Source organism: Pedobacter nanyangensis, assembly GCF_003313505.1.
Lineage (GTDB): Bacteria > Bacteroidota > Bacteroidia > Sphingobacteriales > Sphingobacteriaceae > Pedobacter > Pedobacter nanyangensis.
Genome location: NZ_QMHO01000005.1, coordinates 251436 through 268315 on the forward strand (window position 1 = coordinate 251436; position 16880 = coordinate 268315).

At 42.8% G+C, this 16880-nt stretch carries 14 protein-coding genes; 5 read left to right on the top strand and 9 right to left on the bottom strand.

All coding sequences use genetic code 11. The annotated features are described in order from the left end of the window. Positions 1-252: 252 nt before the first annotated feature. A complete protein-coding gene (locus DUT71_RS11290) occupies positions 253-981 on the top strand; it encodes a LytR/AlgR family response regulator transcription factor (RefSeq protein WP_113662640.1) in 729 nt (242 codons plus the stop codon). On the opposite strand, the gene DUT71_RS11295 is transcribed toward DUT71_RS11290, so the two are convergent. The 6 genes from DUT71_RS11295 to ligD all read right to left on the bottom strand — a co-directional run bounded on the left by DUT71_RS11295 (position 978) and on the right by ligD (position 7491). Next, positions 978-1466, bottom strand: a complete 489-nt coding sequence (locus DUT71_RS11295) for a hypothetical protein (RefSeq protein ID WP_162796029.1) — start codon at positions 1464-1466, stop codon at positions 978-980. The two genes, DUT71_RS11290 and DUT71_RS11295, sit on opposite strands and share 4 nt — an antisense overlap. Positions 1467-1609: 143 nt before the next feature. Further along, a complete protein-coding gene (locus DUT71_RS11300) occupies positions 1610-1996 on the bottom strand; it encodes a hypothetical protein (protein ID WP_113662642.1) in 387 nt (128 codons plus the stop codon). 538 nt (positions 1997-2534) lie between these two features. After that, the gene (locus tag DUT71_RS11305; RefSeq protein WP_113662643.1) at positions 2535-3326 is read right to left on the bottom strand and encodes a hypothetical protein; all 792 of its coding nucleotides are present in this window, start codon (positions 3324-3326) and stop codon (positions 2535-2537) included. A 306-nt stretch (positions 3327-3632) separates the two neighbouring features. Continuing rightward, complete coding sequence (locus DUT71_RS11310; protein ID WP_113662644.1) at positions 3633-4091, bottom strand: response regulator; 459 nt, start codon at positions 4089-4091, stop codon at positions 3633-3635. Between the two features lie 374 nt (positions 4092-4465). Then, positions 4466-4735, bottom strand: a complete 270-nt coding sequence (locus tag DUT71_RS11320; protein WP_113662646.1) for a DUF3606 domain-containing protein — start codon at positions 4733-4735, stop codon at positions 4466-4468. Positions 4736-4737: 2 nt separating this feature from the next. After that, on the bottom strand, positions 4738-7491 hold the full coding sequence (gene ligD, locus DUT71_RS11325) for a DNA ligase D (protein ID WP_113662647.1): 2754 nt from the start codon (positions 7489-7491) through the stop codon (positions 4738-4740). A 270-nt stretch (positions 7492-7761) separates the two neighbouring features. Here ligD and DUT71_RS11330 point away from each other — a divergent pair, with 270 nt between their 5' ends. Next, positions 7762-8229, top strand: a complete 468-nt coding sequence (locus DUT71_RS11330) for an ankyrin repeat domain-containing protein (protein ID WP_113662648.1) — start codon at positions 7762-7764, stop codon at positions 8227-8229. Positions 8230-8400: 171 nt separating this feature from the next. On the opposite strand, the gene mnmE is transcribed toward DUT71_RS11330, so the two are convergent. Then, positions 8401-9759, bottom strand: coding sequence for a tRNA uridine-5-carboxymethylaminomethyl(34) synthesis GTPase MnmE (mnmE, locus tag DUT71_RS11335; protein ID WP_113662708.1), 1359 nt, complete (start codon positions 9757-9759; stop codon positions 8401-8403). Between the two features lie 173 nt (positions 9760-9932). Between mnmE and DUT71_RS11340 the strand changes: the two genes are divergently transcribed. Continuing rightward, a complete protein-coding gene (locus DUT71_RS11340) occupies positions 9933-11057 on the top strand; it encodes an AI-2E family transporter (protein WP_113662649.1) in 1125 nt (374 codons plus the stop codon). Between the two features lie 31 nt (positions 11058-11088). Here the strand turns inward: DUT71_RS11340 and DUT71_RS11345 are convergent, their stop codons facing one another. After that, complete coding sequence (locus tag DUT71_RS11345) at positions 11089-11892, bottom strand: sulfite exporter TauE/SafE family protein (RefSeq protein WP_240186908.1); 804 nt, start codon at positions 11890-11892, stop codon at positions 11089-11091. A 92-nt stretch (positions 11893-11984) separates the two neighbouring features. Beyond that, positions 11985-13757 carry an arginine--tRNA ligase gene (argS, locus tag DUT71_RS11350; protein WP_113662650.1) on the bottom strand — a complete coding sequence of 591 codons (1773 nt, stop codon included), beginning with the start codon at positions 13755-13757 and terminating at the stop codon, positions 11985-11987. A gap of 519 nt (positions 13758-14276) precedes the next feature. Between argS and DUT71_RS11355 the strand changes: the two genes are divergently transcribed. Together DUT71_RS11355 and ctlX are read left to right on the top strand one after the other, a co-directional pair. Next, a complete protein-coding gene (locus tag DUT71_RS11355) occupies positions 14277-15719 on the top strand; it encodes an arginine deiminase family protein (RefSeq protein WP_240186909.1) in 1443 nt (480 codons plus the stop codon). Positions 15720-15932: 213 nt separating this feature from the next. Further along, the gene (gene ctlX, locus DUT71_RS11365) at positions 15933-16847 is read left to right on the top strand and encodes a citrulline utilization hydrolase CtlX (RefSeq protein WP_113662653.1); all 915 of its coding nucleotides are present in this window, start codon (positions 15933-15935) and stop codon (positions 16845-16847) included. The last annotated feature ends 33 nt before the right edge of the window (positions 16848-16880 follow it).

Consider the following 16880-nt stretch of genomic DNA (forward strand, 5'->3'; position numbering starts at 1 on the left):
GCGTAAAGGTTTTGTGGGGTTTAATATCCCATTTTCTTTGGTATGGGGAAAATCAATTTCTCTAGGCTTTTATCTGTATTTCAGCGGTGTACCTTGGCTAATGCCCAGGAGCATAACAGCTCGTGGGCATTTTACTTTAAATAACTTTATGTCGAGCGGTAATGTCATTTATCGAACTATAGAACCGATAGACGAAAAACTTATTTTTATTTTGCATATTCTGTATCTTGGGACTTCACTATAAAGATCGTTATGTCAAGAAAATCTGTTTTAGTCATTGATGATGAAGACCACGGCAGGCATCTGGTTAAACAATATCTGGAGTCATACCCAGACTATTTTGTTGCTGGCGAATGCAGTAATGGCATTGAAGCCATCAAATACATCAACATGATGGAACCCGATCTGGTGTTTTTAGATATACAGATGCCTGGGGCAAACGGTTTTGAGGTACTGCACCAAATTAACCATGTACCCAACGTGATTTTTACCACCGCTTTTGACAAGTACGCCATTAAGGCTTTTGAACTAAATGCCGTTGACTACCTGCTGAAACCTTATACCAAAGAACGTTTTGACAATACCATGGGCCGCTTGCAGGTCAACGCAGACTCGTTGGCCAAGCTTGCCCTAAATACGCTCCCTGCACAACAACACTATTTGGATAGGATTATTGTAGAACACCAAAAACGCTTCAAGAGCGTTTCTGTTGAGGACATTATGTACCTCAAGGCCGACGGTGATTATACCCAAATATTTACTTCGGAGGCTTCATATCTGAGCTCTTTGGGCATCAGTGCTGTTTTACAACGTTTTGATCCTAAAAAGTTTGTACGCATACATCGTTCGGTAGTGGTTAACCTAACCTTTATCAGGGAACTTTACCGTGATATTGGCAAAACTTTTCTAGTACTGGCCAATGGTACAGAATTCAATATTGGAAGGAGTTATCTCCAAGAAATCAAAAACCTGATGATTTAGCGTATATAAACTGCTGTAATTTCATGAGATTTCCCCTTGGTAGTTTTCCATTTATACACCAACACCAGTTTACCTGCCGAAGCTTCTGCTACGGTATATGCCTGTGACCTGCCGTTTTCCGTTAGGGTAAGTCGTTTGGCTGCGGCATCATAGGCCCAGGTACCTGCCTCCTGCTTTCCGGCGTCCTGATCTTCGCACAGTTTATTCCCGGTATCTCTGATTACCGTACCACCTTTGCGCAAAATGAGGAGATCGTCCTTTTCACAGTCTTCTATCTTGGAAAAGATATCTGTTTCTACCTTGCCGTCCATATCCCAATCAATGGCTGGCGCTGCTGTAAACGTTTTTAGCCTCCAGGGCTTATCCGCAAAATTTACCTGTTGCTGTAGTGTGGCTGTCTTATTAAGGGGCTGCCAATGCGTATCCACAGCAGCCCCACTAATTGTCCATCCAGACATCACTACTACTAAAAAAAAGATTTTCACTAACCTAAATTTAAAAATCTATGTAGTAACTATTAACTATTCTACTAGCAAAGGTAGTGGCCATAAAAAGCGCCTGTAAATTATTCTGCCAACTGCCTGTGATATCGTTAAACTAATGTTTTGCGCCGTTTAACAGCAAGCCGTCATGCACGATCTATCCATATCTGTTTGAGCTGATGGGCATGGTTTCCCAAAGCTAACAGATAGCATAGCAGAACCATGACACCAATGTGGAGGTTAGCCACATCATCAAACACATGGTATATCACGATGCAGATAACCACTGGAGTTAGTGCCAAAAGGGCCGCAAAGCGAAACCTTTTAGTAAGCAGACATATACCAGCAGCAAGCTCTACTACTTTTTGTACCACAAAAATGTAATCGGTTTGCGAAAGAACCATTGCAAACCTAGATTGTGGGTTTACCGGGATAATAGCCTCAAGGCCAAAAGGGATCAATAAGCCATTGATTCCTCCAAAAACAAAGGTTGCTCCCAAAACAAGCTCCGCCAACATTGAAATTTTCTTCATCTGTAAGTTTTTTTGAAACTATGAACGTATTTTCTTGATGTGTAAAAGTATTTGGCCCGCATTACCCATGGGGAAATTTTCAGATGAACGGTAAATATTGTCGCCCAACAACCATTCAAGCAGTTTAAAAAATAAAGCCATACCACAAGGACCAGAAAGCAAACAGTAAGCCACCTCTCGTTATTCTGAGCGCAGCGAAGAATTTTAAACCTTGTAAAGGAGATCCTTCGCTACGCTCAGGATAACAGCGTATAGAGGATAGCAAAGGAGCATATCTTGATAAGGGAATATAGCATGGCAAAACCCTAATAAACCAATAAACTAATGAACCAGTGAACCAATGAACCAGTAAACCAGTAAATGAATAGCCAATAACCAAAAAAAGCAGCCCAAAAGGCTGCTTGCAATTACGTCATCAGAAAAATCAACATGTTGCGTAATATAAAACCACAAATACGATTGTTACCAAAGCCACAAAATATAGGGCCCAATACCTGTTCCAGTGCTTGTTTAACATAACTACCCTGATGGTGTGGCGCTAATTTATGATGGGCTTACCGTTGCAGGTGCCACTGCTAAAAGTCAACAAAAATGAACCTTGACCTGCTCCTGTAAACTCCACGTTTAGCTTGCCCGTGGTAGGATAATAACGATCAGTGCAGGAAAAAGCCAATCTCGATCCATCTACTCCCCTTGCTTTGATCAGGAAAGTGCTGTTGTTGTCTCTCAGGGTTACATCGTAAGATAGGTCGGTGCGCTGATATACATCATCGGCAATATCATTTGGCGTATTGCTACCTTGCACAAATTCGCTTTTCCTGTTTAGCGAAAAATTGGCCCAGTACTGTCCGTTACGGGTAATCTTGCTGTCCAGTGCGATAAGGTTTAAGCGCAGTCCATTTGAACCGGCAACATAGCCTAAGTTATAGTTCCCATTTAGCTCAATATCCTCCAACTTGTACACCGCTGGTCTGATCATGGTATCAAAGTTTGTTTCGTTAAACAGGATGGTCAACTTCCCTGAACGGAATTTCCCATCGGTACATACCCCGCCAGTTCCAAAATCAATGGTAATTTCCTGGCCGCTCGCCGTACCTCTCCTGGCAATTTTTCCCCTCCCCAAAAAATTGCCATCATCCGGATATTGTGCAATGTTACTTGGCACATATCGGCCAATAAACTCCATTTCATTAGCTGCCCTTTCCAACTGTACAATTACGTCGGCGTACCTGTTAAGGTTGGGCTTTTCTTTTACTTGGTTTGATTTCTTGCAGGCGGTTACCATAATTAGCCCTACGATCAAGATTTTCAGATAGTTTTTTGTTTTCATCGTTATATTTTTCCTAAGTATACGGGCATGCTTAGCTACACGCTACAGCGCTCATTGAAAAGGTGATATCGGCATATTAGGTCAAAATATCTCCCAACAGACCTGCTAATCAGGGATAAATCTCCTTCGCTTTTAAAGCGCATTTTCTGTCATAATCATATTTACCGCCCCAGAGGGATGTATATGTGCCTGCCTGTAGCGCCCGAAGTTTTCACCAGGTTTGTAATGTGGTAACCATGCTGGCCGCTGATTTGGCCAGCCAGCACGCCAATACAAATATCTTGGTATTGCTTGGCTAGCGAGGTTTTAGCCGGCATGTACCTGATGGCGGGTTAACTGCTGTATTTTTTGAAGTAGGTCATCTAAATCAAAGGGTTTGGCCATAAATAGATCTTGCCCATAATTTTTGCCCGTATGGAAAACGTTGGGCGCCGCTGAATAGATCATTACGGGAATGGTGCTGGTTGCCTTTTCTCGTTTAAGTTGTAGGCAAAGTTTCCCGCCGTTAATTAAGGGTAGCCTAAAATCTAAGAGGACCAAGTGCGGACGGTATTGCTTTGCCAGGGCAATGATATTGAACGTTTCGCTTAATAACTGATAGTCGTAGCCTTCCTCATCAAATATCATACTTAGGATGTTACGAAGCTCGGGATCGTTTTCAACTACCAGGATTCGTTTCTTTGGATTTGCCACATGGATACTCGGCAGGGTTTGCGCACTTCTCATCTCGGGAGGGATTAAGCTATAAAGTTCGGCAAAAAACATCTGCCCACGCTTAGGGTTAATACCCGTTTTTTAAGGATAATACCAAGTAGTTAGCCTGTTGACAATGCTTTACGATTGCTAAAATTACGATAACAAACCAATAACCCAGGGCTAATGGCGAGCCAAAGCCCGCTCTTATTTTTGGGAAAATAATGCTAAAGTATAGGCTACAAATATAAGTTGTAGAAAAAAAATTCATCAATAAAACATTGAAATCAAACAACTTAATTAATAAATTAGCTTTACAAACTATCTATAAAAATGAAAAACTACTTACTAAAGAGGGTCGTTTTATACCCTAGTGATAGTTTACTTTCTTTCTATCTCTACTTCTGCCTTGATTTGCCATCGTTCTATAGTTAATTTTTTATTGTTTACACACTAAGGTATTTTCTAATTTCTTGTACGCAGGTACCGTTAAGTATAATGGCCGCTTTAAGCTCGGCAACGCTAATTTTAAATTGATCGGCCCAATAGATAAGATCCTTTGGATCATCTGCATTAATTTCCCCTAAATCCTTTTCGTCTTGTAAGGGCGCTAAAGTATCTGAATCATCTTCTATAGGATGCAGATAATTGAACTCGTCAGGATCAGGAGCCATGTCTTCGGGCTTTATGCGATTTTGTTCTGGATCGGTAATCATCTTCAAATCAATTCGGGATAAATTTCTTTTGCTTTTAAAATGGCACTTTCCAAGTCAATGCCTTTGCCCAATACGCCCTTAAAAATGTCGCCCTTCTCCCTCACCCTTTCAAAGGCATTTAAAATGGTAAAGTCTTTCATTTTTAAGCCTGGCTTAAGTTCGTCCCACGCTAAGGGCATGGATACGGTAGCGCCTGGCTTTGGTCTGAGGGAATACGGGCCTGCAATGGTAGCACCAGGTCGGTTCTGTAAAAAATCGAGGTACATTTTGCCCTTTCGTTCTGAAATCATTCGTTCTAAAGTGGTAAATCGCGGAATTTGCTTGTTCACTATGCTTACAATGATTTTGGCGAAAAGCTGACTTTGGTCGTAATCGTATTTACCGCCTAAGGGAATGTAAATATGAATACCTGTAGAACCTGATGTTTTCACGTAAGCGGGTACCTCAATGGCATCTAATACTTCTTTGGTAACGTTGGCTGCTTCTATCACTTTATCAAAATGGTGCTTGTCGGGATCCAGGTCAATCACACAATAATCTGGATGGTCTGGCGATTGTATCCTGGAGAACCAAGGGTTCATTTCAATACAACCTAAGGAAGCTGTCCACAAAAGCGTAGCGGTGTCGTCACCAACCAAATATTCCTTTGCTTCGCCATCACTGGTGGTATATGGAAAAGTTTTAGCCCAATCTGGCGCTTTGCCTTTTACATCTTTTTGATAAAAATTTTTGCCATGAATGCCTCCCGGAAAACGGTTAAGAGACAGGGGCCTGTCTTTAAGGTATGGCAAAATATAATCGGCCATGGCGTAATAATAATTGAATAGGTCCCGTTTACTTACGCCATCTTCAGGCCAATAAAGTTTAGAGAGGTTGTTAAATTTAAGTTCCTTGCCATTTACTTTTCTTACTTGAGTTTGTTCTTTAGGGTTAAGCAAGGTTTTCGGAATGGTTTTTTTGGGTGGCCGTACCAGTTCGTGGTCTATTGCTTTGGCCGCCACTTTTTTGTTATGCGCATCTGCCGCCTTGGTTTCTACAAGCTGTCCCGTACTTACCGCATTTTCCCGAATCACCTCCTTGGCTTCCTTATCCGTACGCATGCCCTTAAATGAGGGATGACGGAAAACCCCATCTTCTGTAATTTCTGTAAAGGCCACTTCGGCTACCAATTCTGGTTTCATCCAAGTGGCTTTGGCATGGAGTTGTCGGTGTTGGAAACGTGAAAGCTTGTTCATATCAGGGGCAACGGTAAATGGGCTTTTACCCGTAATGTAAGGCTTAAACTGCGCCATCATTTTCTTTTGGTCGGTATCTGAAAATCCAGTGCCCACTTTACCTACGTAGCTAAGTTGTCCCTTTTCCCAAACAGCTAAAATCAGTGAACTGAAAAGCTTCGAAGTATCTTCATTACGAGTAAATCCGGCAATGATCACTTCCTGGCGTTTGGATATCTTAATTTTCAACCATTCTTTAGTGCGTCTATTAACAGTATAGGTGCTCGATTTGCGCTTGGCCATGATCCCTTCCAATCCAATGCGTTGGGCAGCCGTGAAAAAATCGGTACCGCTGGCATCAAACACTTTCGAAATTCGAACCCTATCGTCATCTGTAGGCAGCACTTCGTTTAAAATGGCCTGCCGTTCTACCAAGCTTAATCCTGTAAGGTTCTTGCCCTCATACCAAATCACATCGAAAACGTAGAACACCAATTCGCCATCGGCTTCACTACGCCAATTTTGCAAGGTGCCAAAGTTAGAGATGCCTTTTTCGTTAAGAACTAGGATTTCACCATCAATTACAGCATTCAGTTTCCAGTTTTGAAGGATTTGATAAATGGGATAAAAGCGGTCGTTAAAGGATTTATTATTTCGGGATTGAAGTTCAACCTTGCCTTTATTGATAAAAGCCAAAGCCCTATAACCATCCCATTTCACTTCATATTGCCAATCTTCGTTGTCAAAGGGTTCATCAACCAAGGTAGCCAGCATGGGCTTAATATTTTTGGGGATGGTTGATTTTGGGGCCGATTTAAGCAGCCTGGCACTGTCTAATCTGCTTGATTCGGTACCCACTTCTGTTTCTGCAACAACTGTTTCTTCCTTTTTACTTCTGCGCTTGGAGGCTTTGGGCTGTTTGGCCGCTATTTTCTGTTCGCCTTTATTGGTCCATACCTTTGAGGCGGTTTTCTCCATTTCTTTAATGGTTTTGCCAGAAATTACAGAGGCGTCTAATTTGGTGACGTCTTTTCTTGCCGCATGATCATCGTCATGTTTAATGAGCAACCACGAATTTTCGCCCATCCCGTTGGTACGCACCAAAGCAAATTCACCGTTTAGCTTTTCACCATGGAGCCTAATTTTGAGCGAACCGGCTTTTAATTGGGAAAGCAATTGTTTTTCTTGCGCCTTTTTGCCTTTTGTAGGCGCTTCGGGCTCGTACCAACCTTGATCCCACACAATTACGGTACCGCCTCCATATTCACCTTGTGGAATAATGCCTTCAAAATTCCTGTAGTCAAAGGGATGGTCTTCAACCATCATGGCCAATCGCTTGGTTTTAGGGTCTAAGCTCGGGCCTTTAGGTACGGCCCAACTTTTCAATACGCCATCCATTTCCAACCGAAAGTCGTAATGTAAACGTGAGGCATCATGCTTCTGTACTACAAAAATCAACCTGCTTTTATCCCTACTCTTTCCCGATTTGGGTTCGGCAGTTTTAGTAAAATCACGTTTCTGTACATATTTATCTAGTGCCATGGCTTTTGATTAGGCTTAATTTGCATTTGATTTAACATCAGGCAACTAAAAAAGTTTAAGATCAGCAGCCGCAAATAAGTTAAAACCTTAGGAACCCGTATTTTTCACCCTGGTTTAGGTATATCATTTATAGGTTTAAGGAAAAATACGAGCGCTGTGTACGGGGCACACAATAGTTTGCCAAAAGCTCATTGAAAACCAAGTGTACAATTTGTTGTTTAAAGGTAGTAGGCTTAATGGTAAGGTTGCGAACTGGATCATAGAAAAATAATGGAGCTTGAAATAGAAATGTTGATGCATGCGGCTAGAACAGGCCATCTGCAAGTATTGGATGAATTGGGCGAGCTTGATTTTAACCAAAAGGATGCCCATGGTGACACGGCCCTAATTTTAGCCGCTAAATATAAAGAATATGAGGTAGCGAAATTACTATTGGCTAAAGGTGTGGATTTGGACACTGCGGACAACGAAGGGAATACACCACTGATGTGGGCGGTTTTAGGGGGTAATGCGGATATTGCGGAACTACTGATAGCCAACGGTGCCACGATAAACCTACAACGTACTGATGGTGCTACGGCATTAATGTTAGCGGTAATAGCCAATGATCAGAACTTGGTTAAATTATTATTGCTAAATGGTGCCGACACCCAAGTTTGCAATGCTGTAGGATTACGGGCGCTCGACCTGGCCAACCAGCTGGGAAATACACACATTCTTCATTTGTTAGGTGCATAGCCTAACCCATGTATAATTTCATGCGAGTTTATGGATTGATTTTGCTTATGGCCTATGGACTCCATGCGCTCCTGTAATCCGTCGACAAAACCATTGCCTCCCGAAAGCCATGGGGCAGATTGGGCGAGGAAACCAAGAATAAGCAGATAAATACAAACAAATGATAATCAACTATTTTCCGATGCAGAACTTCGTAAAGATATTCTCCAGCAAATCATCCGTAGTCACTGTCCCTGTAATTTCTCCTAGGTAATGAAGTGCCTGTTTAATATCCATGGCTAAAAAATCAGAAGTTACAGGATTATCAATATTCTCCAACACCCGGTCAAGGGAGTTTTGTGTTTGCTTTAATGCCTCTACATGGCGTATGTTGGTCACCAAAGTTTCGCTGGTGTTGATATGGCTCAGGTTCACCTTTTCCAACAAAGCATTTTCCAATACCTCCATGCCCTGTTTGGTTTTGGCAGAGATGAGCAAAGCGCCATGCTCCAAGTAAAACGCCTTTTGTTCGGTCGTCAACAACTCCGATTTGTTCACAATAAACAAATAAGGCGTTTGTTGCTGCGACAAATCCTGCAATTGCTTTAATACTTGGCCCTGCTCCTCCTGCGCATCAACCATGTAGATGATCAGTTTGGCCTGCTTCATTTTCTCCAAGCTGCGCTCCACCCCTTTGGCTTCAATTACATCAGCCGTTTCACGGATCCCAGCGGTATCAATAAACCTGAACACTACTCCATTGATATTGATTTCATCTTCAATGGTATCGCGGGTAGTGCCTGCAATGTCGCTCACAATGGCACGTTCCTCGTTCAATAAAGCGTTTAACAAGGTTGATTTACCTACGTTGGGTTTACCCGCAATTACCACCGGAACACCATTTTTAATCACGTTGCCTACCTCAAATGAATGAATAAGCCTTTGCAGCACTTTATTGATACGTTGGACGAGATTGCGCAACTGATCACGATTGGCAAACTCCACATCTTCTTCTGCAAAATCAAGCTCCAGTTCTATCATACTCGCAAAATGGATCAACTGTTCACGTAAATCTTTCAACTCGTTAGAAAAACCCCCACGCATTTGCTGCATAGCCACTTCGTGAGAAGCCTTGCTATCCGAAGCAATCAGATCGGCCACGGCCTCTGCCTGGCTCAAATCAAAAGCACCATTTAGGAAAGCACGTAAAGTAAACTCCCCAGGTTTGGCAGCCCTGGCTCCTTTGCGGATCAGCAAGCCGATGATCTGCTGTATAATATAGTTAGAACCGTGACAGGAAATTTCGACCACATGCTCTTTGGTATACGATTTGGGACCAACAAATAGCGATACTACCACTTCATCTACCACTACCTCGCCATCCTTAATTAAGCCAAAGTGCAGCGTGTGGGTAGCCTGCTTAGCCAAATCCTTGCCACTAAACACACTGTTGGTTAGGCTAATGGCCTCGGGGCCCGAAAGACGGATTACGCCAATGGCGCCACTGCCAGGAGGCGTTGATAAGGCAATAATGGTATCGTTGGTAAACATCATGCTGCAAAAGTACGGATTTTTGGATTGGGAATGAGTTTTGAGTTTACGGGTTACAGGTTATGAGCGGAGCGAAGGTTCCATTAACGGATATGCACCATATACTAACTACTAATAAAAACAATTTATCTACTTTAGTGTTACGCATTAAAAATTTACACCATCTTATAATTATGAAGGAACTACCCTTAACCGTAAAGCGCTCCATCGAACTCCTTGGCCTATGTTTGTGTATCGGCATTTTTGCCATTGCCAGTGATATCATCATGCCGGTAATCATGGCATTTTTTATCAGCATATTGTTATTGCCCATTTACCGTTTTTTAAGGAAATATAAAGTGCCCGAAGCCATAGCCATTGTGCTGCCCATCCTGCTCGTATTTATTTTCCTGGCGGGGATTATTTGGTTTTTTTCGGCACAGATTGGCATTTTGGTGAACGATTTTCCGCAGATCAAAGCTAATGTAGCCAAGCATTTGCAGTCGCTACAGGAATGGATCAGCAGTTTTACTGATTTCTCCATTGGCAAGCAAAAGAAATTTATCACCGAAAAGAGCGATGACTTACTGAACATGGCCGGCAAGGCGGCCAGTGGTGCTGCCGTTACCCTGAGCAGTATTTTCGTATTTCTGGGCCTTATCCCTATCTATATTTACCTGATCCTTTTTTATAAAGATATATTGTTGCGCTTTTTGTTCATGTGGTTTAAGGCCGAGCACCATCCAAAGGTAAAAGAAGCATCTTATGAAGCAGAAGCCATCATTAAAAATTACCTGGTTGGTTTACTCATCCAAATTACCTACATGACGGTGTTGCTAGGCGGAACACTTACCTTATTTGGCATTAAACATGCCTTGTTAATTGGGGTTATTTTCGCCATTCTTAACCTTATTCCCTATGTAGGGGCCTTAATTGGCAATATTTTGGGCGTGCTCATTACCCTCACTTCTTCTACGGAATTAGGGCCGGTAATTACCGTATTGTTGGTTATCGCCGTAGTGCAGTTTTTTGACAATAATATCCTGATGCCTCGCATTGTAGGCTCCAAGGTCAAAATCAATGCGCTCGTCTCCATTTTGGGCGTCGTCATTGGCGGAGTGGTGGCAGGTATCTCGGGCATGTTCCTATCCATGCCCATCATTGCCGTGCTTAAGGTAATTTTCGATAGAAGCGAAGGCTTTAAACATTGGGGCGTACTCTTCGGCGACGAACGTCCTGCCAAAAGCCCCATGAGCTTTGCTATTTACAGAAGAAAAGGCTCCGTAAAAACCAAATCGGGAACGATAGAAAAGAAGTAAATTTAGGAACTAGGAGTTTTGGCTAGTGTCACTAACCACTATTTTTCAAAAACACATCATACGCAAAGCGCAGAATAGTACCAAACACCACAACCAAGAAAAAGATGCGGATAAACTTATTGCCTTTAAGCAGGGCCAGTTTGGCCCCTAAAAAAGAACCCAATACATTAAAGATGGCCATGGGAATGGCGTATTGGAATAGCACATGGCCCGTAGAACTGAAATAGATCAGGGCGGCCAAGTTGGTGCCTACGTTCACAATTTTGGCATGCGCACTGGCACCCACAAAATCGAAACCTAAAATACCTACAAAAGCCAAAATCAAAAAAGAACCCGTACCAGGTCCAATTAATCCGTCGTAAAAGCCAATCATTAAACCAAACAAACAGGCCAGCAACACCTGCTTGCCCAAAGTATGGGTTTTATGCTGTTGCTCCCCAAACTTTTTATTGAAATAAGTATAAAGCGCCACGGCTACCAATACCACTAAAATAACTGGTTTAATATGCTGGTTGTTAATGGTACTTACCAGGTAGGCCCCACCCAACGAAGCCACAAAAGCAGCCAAGGTGCAGGCCACCAAAACCACTACCTTAAACTTTACCTGTTTAGCGTACTTTACCGCCGCTACCGCAGTTCCCGCAAGCGATGGGATTTTTACCGTACCCAACAAAGTTGCCACAGGATATTGAGGCAAAATAAGCAAGGTAGCAGGCGTTTGCAACAAACCACCACCACCCACAATGGCATCAATAAAGCCCGCCGCAAAAGCAGCCAAACAAAGCAATGCCAAGTCGGTGCTGTTAGTACTAATAAAATGAATGATTTGATCCAATGGAGGTTATGAGTTACAAGTTTTGAGTTAAGAGTTGCAGGCTACAAGTGATAAGCTATCCCATCACCCATAACTCGCAACTCACCACAAACCTACATTCTTTCAGGCACTTTAATCCCTAATATCGACATGCCTGCCTTAATTACGTCAGCAGCAATTTTGCAGATATTCAATCGGTGTTGTTTCACTGCCGCATCCTCCTCTTTAATAATTGGCGGAACCTCATGATAAAACTTGTTGAATAACTTGGCCACTTCATACAAATAGTTGGCAATAAACGCCGGACTATAAGCCTTAGCCGCGTTTGAAATCTCCGTAGGATATTTAGCCAGCAGCATGATCATATCCAACTCCGTTGAAGTTAATTTAATGGAGGCATAATCAGCCTGTGCAAATTGGTAGGAGGCCCTGCTCAATAGGGATTTGATACGAGCATGGGTGTATTGAATAAACGGGCCAGTATTCCCTTGAAAATCTATCGACTCCGCAGGGTCAAACAACAAACGTTTTTTAGGTTCAACCTTTAACAAAAAGTATTTTAAAGCACCTAAACCAATGGTATTATACAGTTCCGCTTTTTCGGTTTCCGCAAAGTCGTTGGTTTTGCCCAACTCTTCTGTTTTTTGCTTGGCCGTATCTACCATTTCCGCAATCAGGTCATCGGCATCCACCACCGTACCTTCCCTACTTTTCATTTTTCCACTAGGCAAGTCAACCATCCCGTATGATAGGTGGTACAAACCTTTTGCCCAGCTTTTGCCCAATTTCTCTAAAATCAAGAAAAGTACTTTAAAGTGGTAGTCCTGCTCGTTGCCCACCACGTAAATAGATTTGTCCATTTTAAAATCGTCGTACTTCATTTGCGCCGTACCCAAATCCTGGGTAATGTACACCGAAGTACCGTCGGCACGCAGTACCAATTTTTGGTCCAGGCCATCAGCCGTCAGATCAATCCAAACGGAGCCGTCTTCTTTTTTAAAGAAAACACCTTTGGCCAAGCCCTCCTCAATGGTGTCCTTTCCAAGCAAATAAGTGTTGCTCTCGTAATAATATTTATCAAAATCAACGCCCAGCTTTTTGTAGGTTACGTCAAAACCAGCATAAACCCAGCCGTTCATTTTTTCCCATAAACCTACCACTTCCGCATCGCCCTGCTCCCATTGCAAAAGCATTTGTTGCGCTTCTTTAATTAACGGAGCATTCTTTTTGGCTTCGTCCTCGGCCTGGCCTGTAGCCACCAAGGCATCAATTTCCTTTTTGTATTCTTTGTCGAAAACAACGTAATACTTGCCCACCAAATGGTCGCCTTTTAGTCCAGTGCTTTCAGGCGTTTCGCCATTGCCCCATTTTTGCCAGGCCAGCATCGATTTACAAATATGGATTCCCCTATCGTTTACCAAATTGGTTTTAATCACCTCATAACCGTCGGCCTTTAACAGCTCCGATACCGAATATCCCAACAGGTTATTACGTACGTGGCCCAAATGCAAAGGCTTGTTGGTATTTGGCGACGAATATTCAACCATCACCTTTTGTCCGTTTGGCCTGGCTACCAAAAAATCGGCGGCCAACAAGGTACCGTTAAACAGGTTTACCCAATAGCTTTCGGCAATGCTCAGGTTCAAAAAGCCCTTTACCACATTAAAGCCCACTACTTCGGCTACGTGTTGTTGCAAAAACGCACCAATGTCATTACCCGTTTCCTCAGGAGACTTTTTAGAGAACCGCACTACAGGAAATACCACAATGGTTACCTGTCCTTCAAATTCCTTACGTGTTTCCTGTAGGTTAATTACATCTTCGGCAATATCTTGCCCATATAACTCTTTAACGGCCTTAACTGCGCCAGCAACAATAAAATTCATGAGGCCAAAAATAGCGAATATAGCTGAAAGCTTAAAGACTAAAGCCAAAGGTTTTTAGGCTTTATCATTAGAAAAGCAATTGCAGTACTACGATCATCCGCCAGCCCTGCTATCCATTACAAGTCCGCACTCGCTACTTGCTGGCGCAAGTGCTCATTTGCGGGCTTTCCATTCCTATCAGGTTTAACAGGCAAATACAGTAGCACATTATATGATGAGTACTTTGCACAATCCCAACCCCTCTAAACCCGATTGTAGTGGAAAGCCCCCAATTTATTGGGGCTTGTAACATAAAGCGGGACTGCCCTATCAAAAGCCACGCTGTAATTGCTTTTCAAAAAACCCTAAACCAACAACTAAAAAAGAACCAATCCATCGGCGGAAAAATCAGCGCAATGGTTATATCCAAGATCTTTGAACAACCATGGAACTAACGCCAATCAACCAAACAACTAACCAACCAACTTGCCACTTTCAAAAAAAAGAATAGCTTTGTGGCAACACCAAAATGATATGAACATGCAGCGAAACGGATTTAAAGTAGGCGTAACTACGGAGATCGGACGATTAAGAAAGCTACTGGTACACAGCCCCGATAGCGGCCTAGGAAAAGTGGTACCTTCTAAAGCGCAAGACTGGCTATTTGAAGATATTGTACACCTCGACACCATCAGAAAAGACGAGTACGATTACTACACCAAACTATTGATGTACTTTTTGGACCCTGATAAAATCAAGGGAAAACTTGCCGAAATAGACTCGGAAGCAGCTAACCGTGGTTTTTACAAACCTAACCATCCACAGTTCCACAACTCCGAAAATGTGATAGAACTACAGAACCTGTTATCAGACATTTTGGCCGACGAGTACATCCGCAAAAAGCTAACGGCTGCTGTTTGTGCCATCGAAGGCTGTACCTATCAACTACAATTAAAACTTACCGCTACCGATCCCAAAGAATTGGCGGAGATTTTTATATCAGGCACCATGGCCGACGACACCATGATTTTTGCCCCTGTGCCCAATCTTATTTTTACCCGCGACGTAGGCACCACCATTAACAACCATATTTTACTGAACAAACCAGCCAAAAAAGCTCGTGTTCGCGAAACCATGTTGATGCGTTATATTTTCTTTAACCATCCGTTTTTCGAAGCTTACCAAAACAACATCATCGAAATTCCCGATCCTACCCAACATTTTTTAAGGCCCGGCGATGAACCTGCTTTCCGTACCACTTTGGAGGGCGGCGATGTGATGATGGTAAGCCCAAAACATCTGCTCATTGGCGTAAGCGAACGTACTTCCGAAGAGGGCGCCAACGAAGCCATTAAACTATTGTTTGAGAAAAATGTGGTAGACAAAGTTACGGTGGTAAAAATTCCCGCCAAACGCGACTACATGCACCTCGACACGGTGTTTACACAGGTAAAACGTGACACCTGGGTAATTTTGCACAGCATAGCCCACAGTCCTGTTTATGATGCCAACGAACCGATCCATTTCTTAAAAGAACCTGAAAAACTGGAAGCAACTACGGCCATCCAATTCCACAAGGATAAACCAGGTCAGCCTAAATATTACGAACATGTTGAGGCCTTATTGGACGACATTAGCAGGAACGATTTGGGAAGCACCAGCCCTACCAAAGTAATTTACAGCGGCGGCAATGCCTTCCCCTACGACAGTCGTGAGCAATGGACCGACTCCTGCAACCTTTTGGCCATTAAAGAAGGTGTGGTTTTAGGCTACGACCGCAACGACAAAACCGTGGAAGCCTTTAAAGCCAGTGGATTTGATGTGGTTAAAGTACAGGATTTGATTCGGGATTTGGAAAGCGGGAAAGTAGATACCGAAACCCTAACCGATACTTTGGTGTTGATGCCATCGGCCGAACTTTCAAGAGCCCGAGGCGGTTTCCACTGCATGAGCTTGCCTATTTTGAGAGATGAATTGGGATAAAGGAGTAAGGAGCAAGGAGTAAGGAGTAAGGAGTAAGGAGTAAAGAACAAGGAGTAAGGAGTAAGGAGCAAAGAACAAGGAATAAAGAGCAAAGAACAAAGAGCAAAGAGCAAAGAACAACACCGTCCCAATCTGCGGGGAAAAGAATAAAGAATAAAAATTTGGCTACCGGTACTAAACAACCAAAAAACCAAACACCCAAAAAACCAAAAAATGCAAACAACTTCACATATTCTCATGATACGCCCTGTTGACTTTAAGTTCAACGAACAAACCGCGGGCGACAACAAGTTCCAAGTGGCTGGCGAACAGGAAAATGTACAGCACCAAGCTTTAGCAGAATTTGATGGCTTTGTAAACATCCTTCGTGAAAATGGTGTGGATGTTACTGTTATTAGCGACACCTTAGAGCCGGCAACTCCCGACTCGATATTCCCAAACAACTGGGTCTCTTTCCATGAAGACGGTGCCGTTTTTTTATACCCCATGCATTCGCCCAACAGAAGAGCAGAGCGCAGAAAAGACATTATCGATGACCTAGGAAAAACCTTTGAAATAAGCCACCTAACCGATTTGAGCTTTTTTGAACAACAGCACCTCTTTTTAGAAGGCACGGGCAGCATGGTGTTAGATAGGACCAACAAAATTGCCTACGCTTGTTTAAGTATCCGCACCGACAAAGAAGTATTGGATAACTTTGCCATGTTGAGCGGTTATGAAGTGGTCGCTTTTCAGGCGGTAGATGAGCATGGGTTCCCTATTTACCATACCAATGTGATGATGTGCATAGGCGAAAAATTTGCGGTAGTTTGTTTGGATAGCATCAAATACACCGAAGATAAAATTGCAGTTTTAGAAAGCTTTAAAGCCACCCAAAAAACAGTAATCGATATTTCCTTTGAGCAAATGAACCACTTTGCGGGCAATATGCTCGAAGTAAAAAACAAAGAAGGCAATAGCCTATTAGTAATGTCAGAACAAGCACTAAAGGCTTTACACGGCACGCAGATTACAGCCTTATCGGCATTCTCCAAAATTGTAACGGCACCACTTTATACCATTGAACAAAACGGCGGCGGCAGTGCCAGATGCATGCTTGCAGAAGTACACTTGCCACTTAAGCCCTAACCATCAACCTCGAAGGCCTTGAAAACCTTCGAG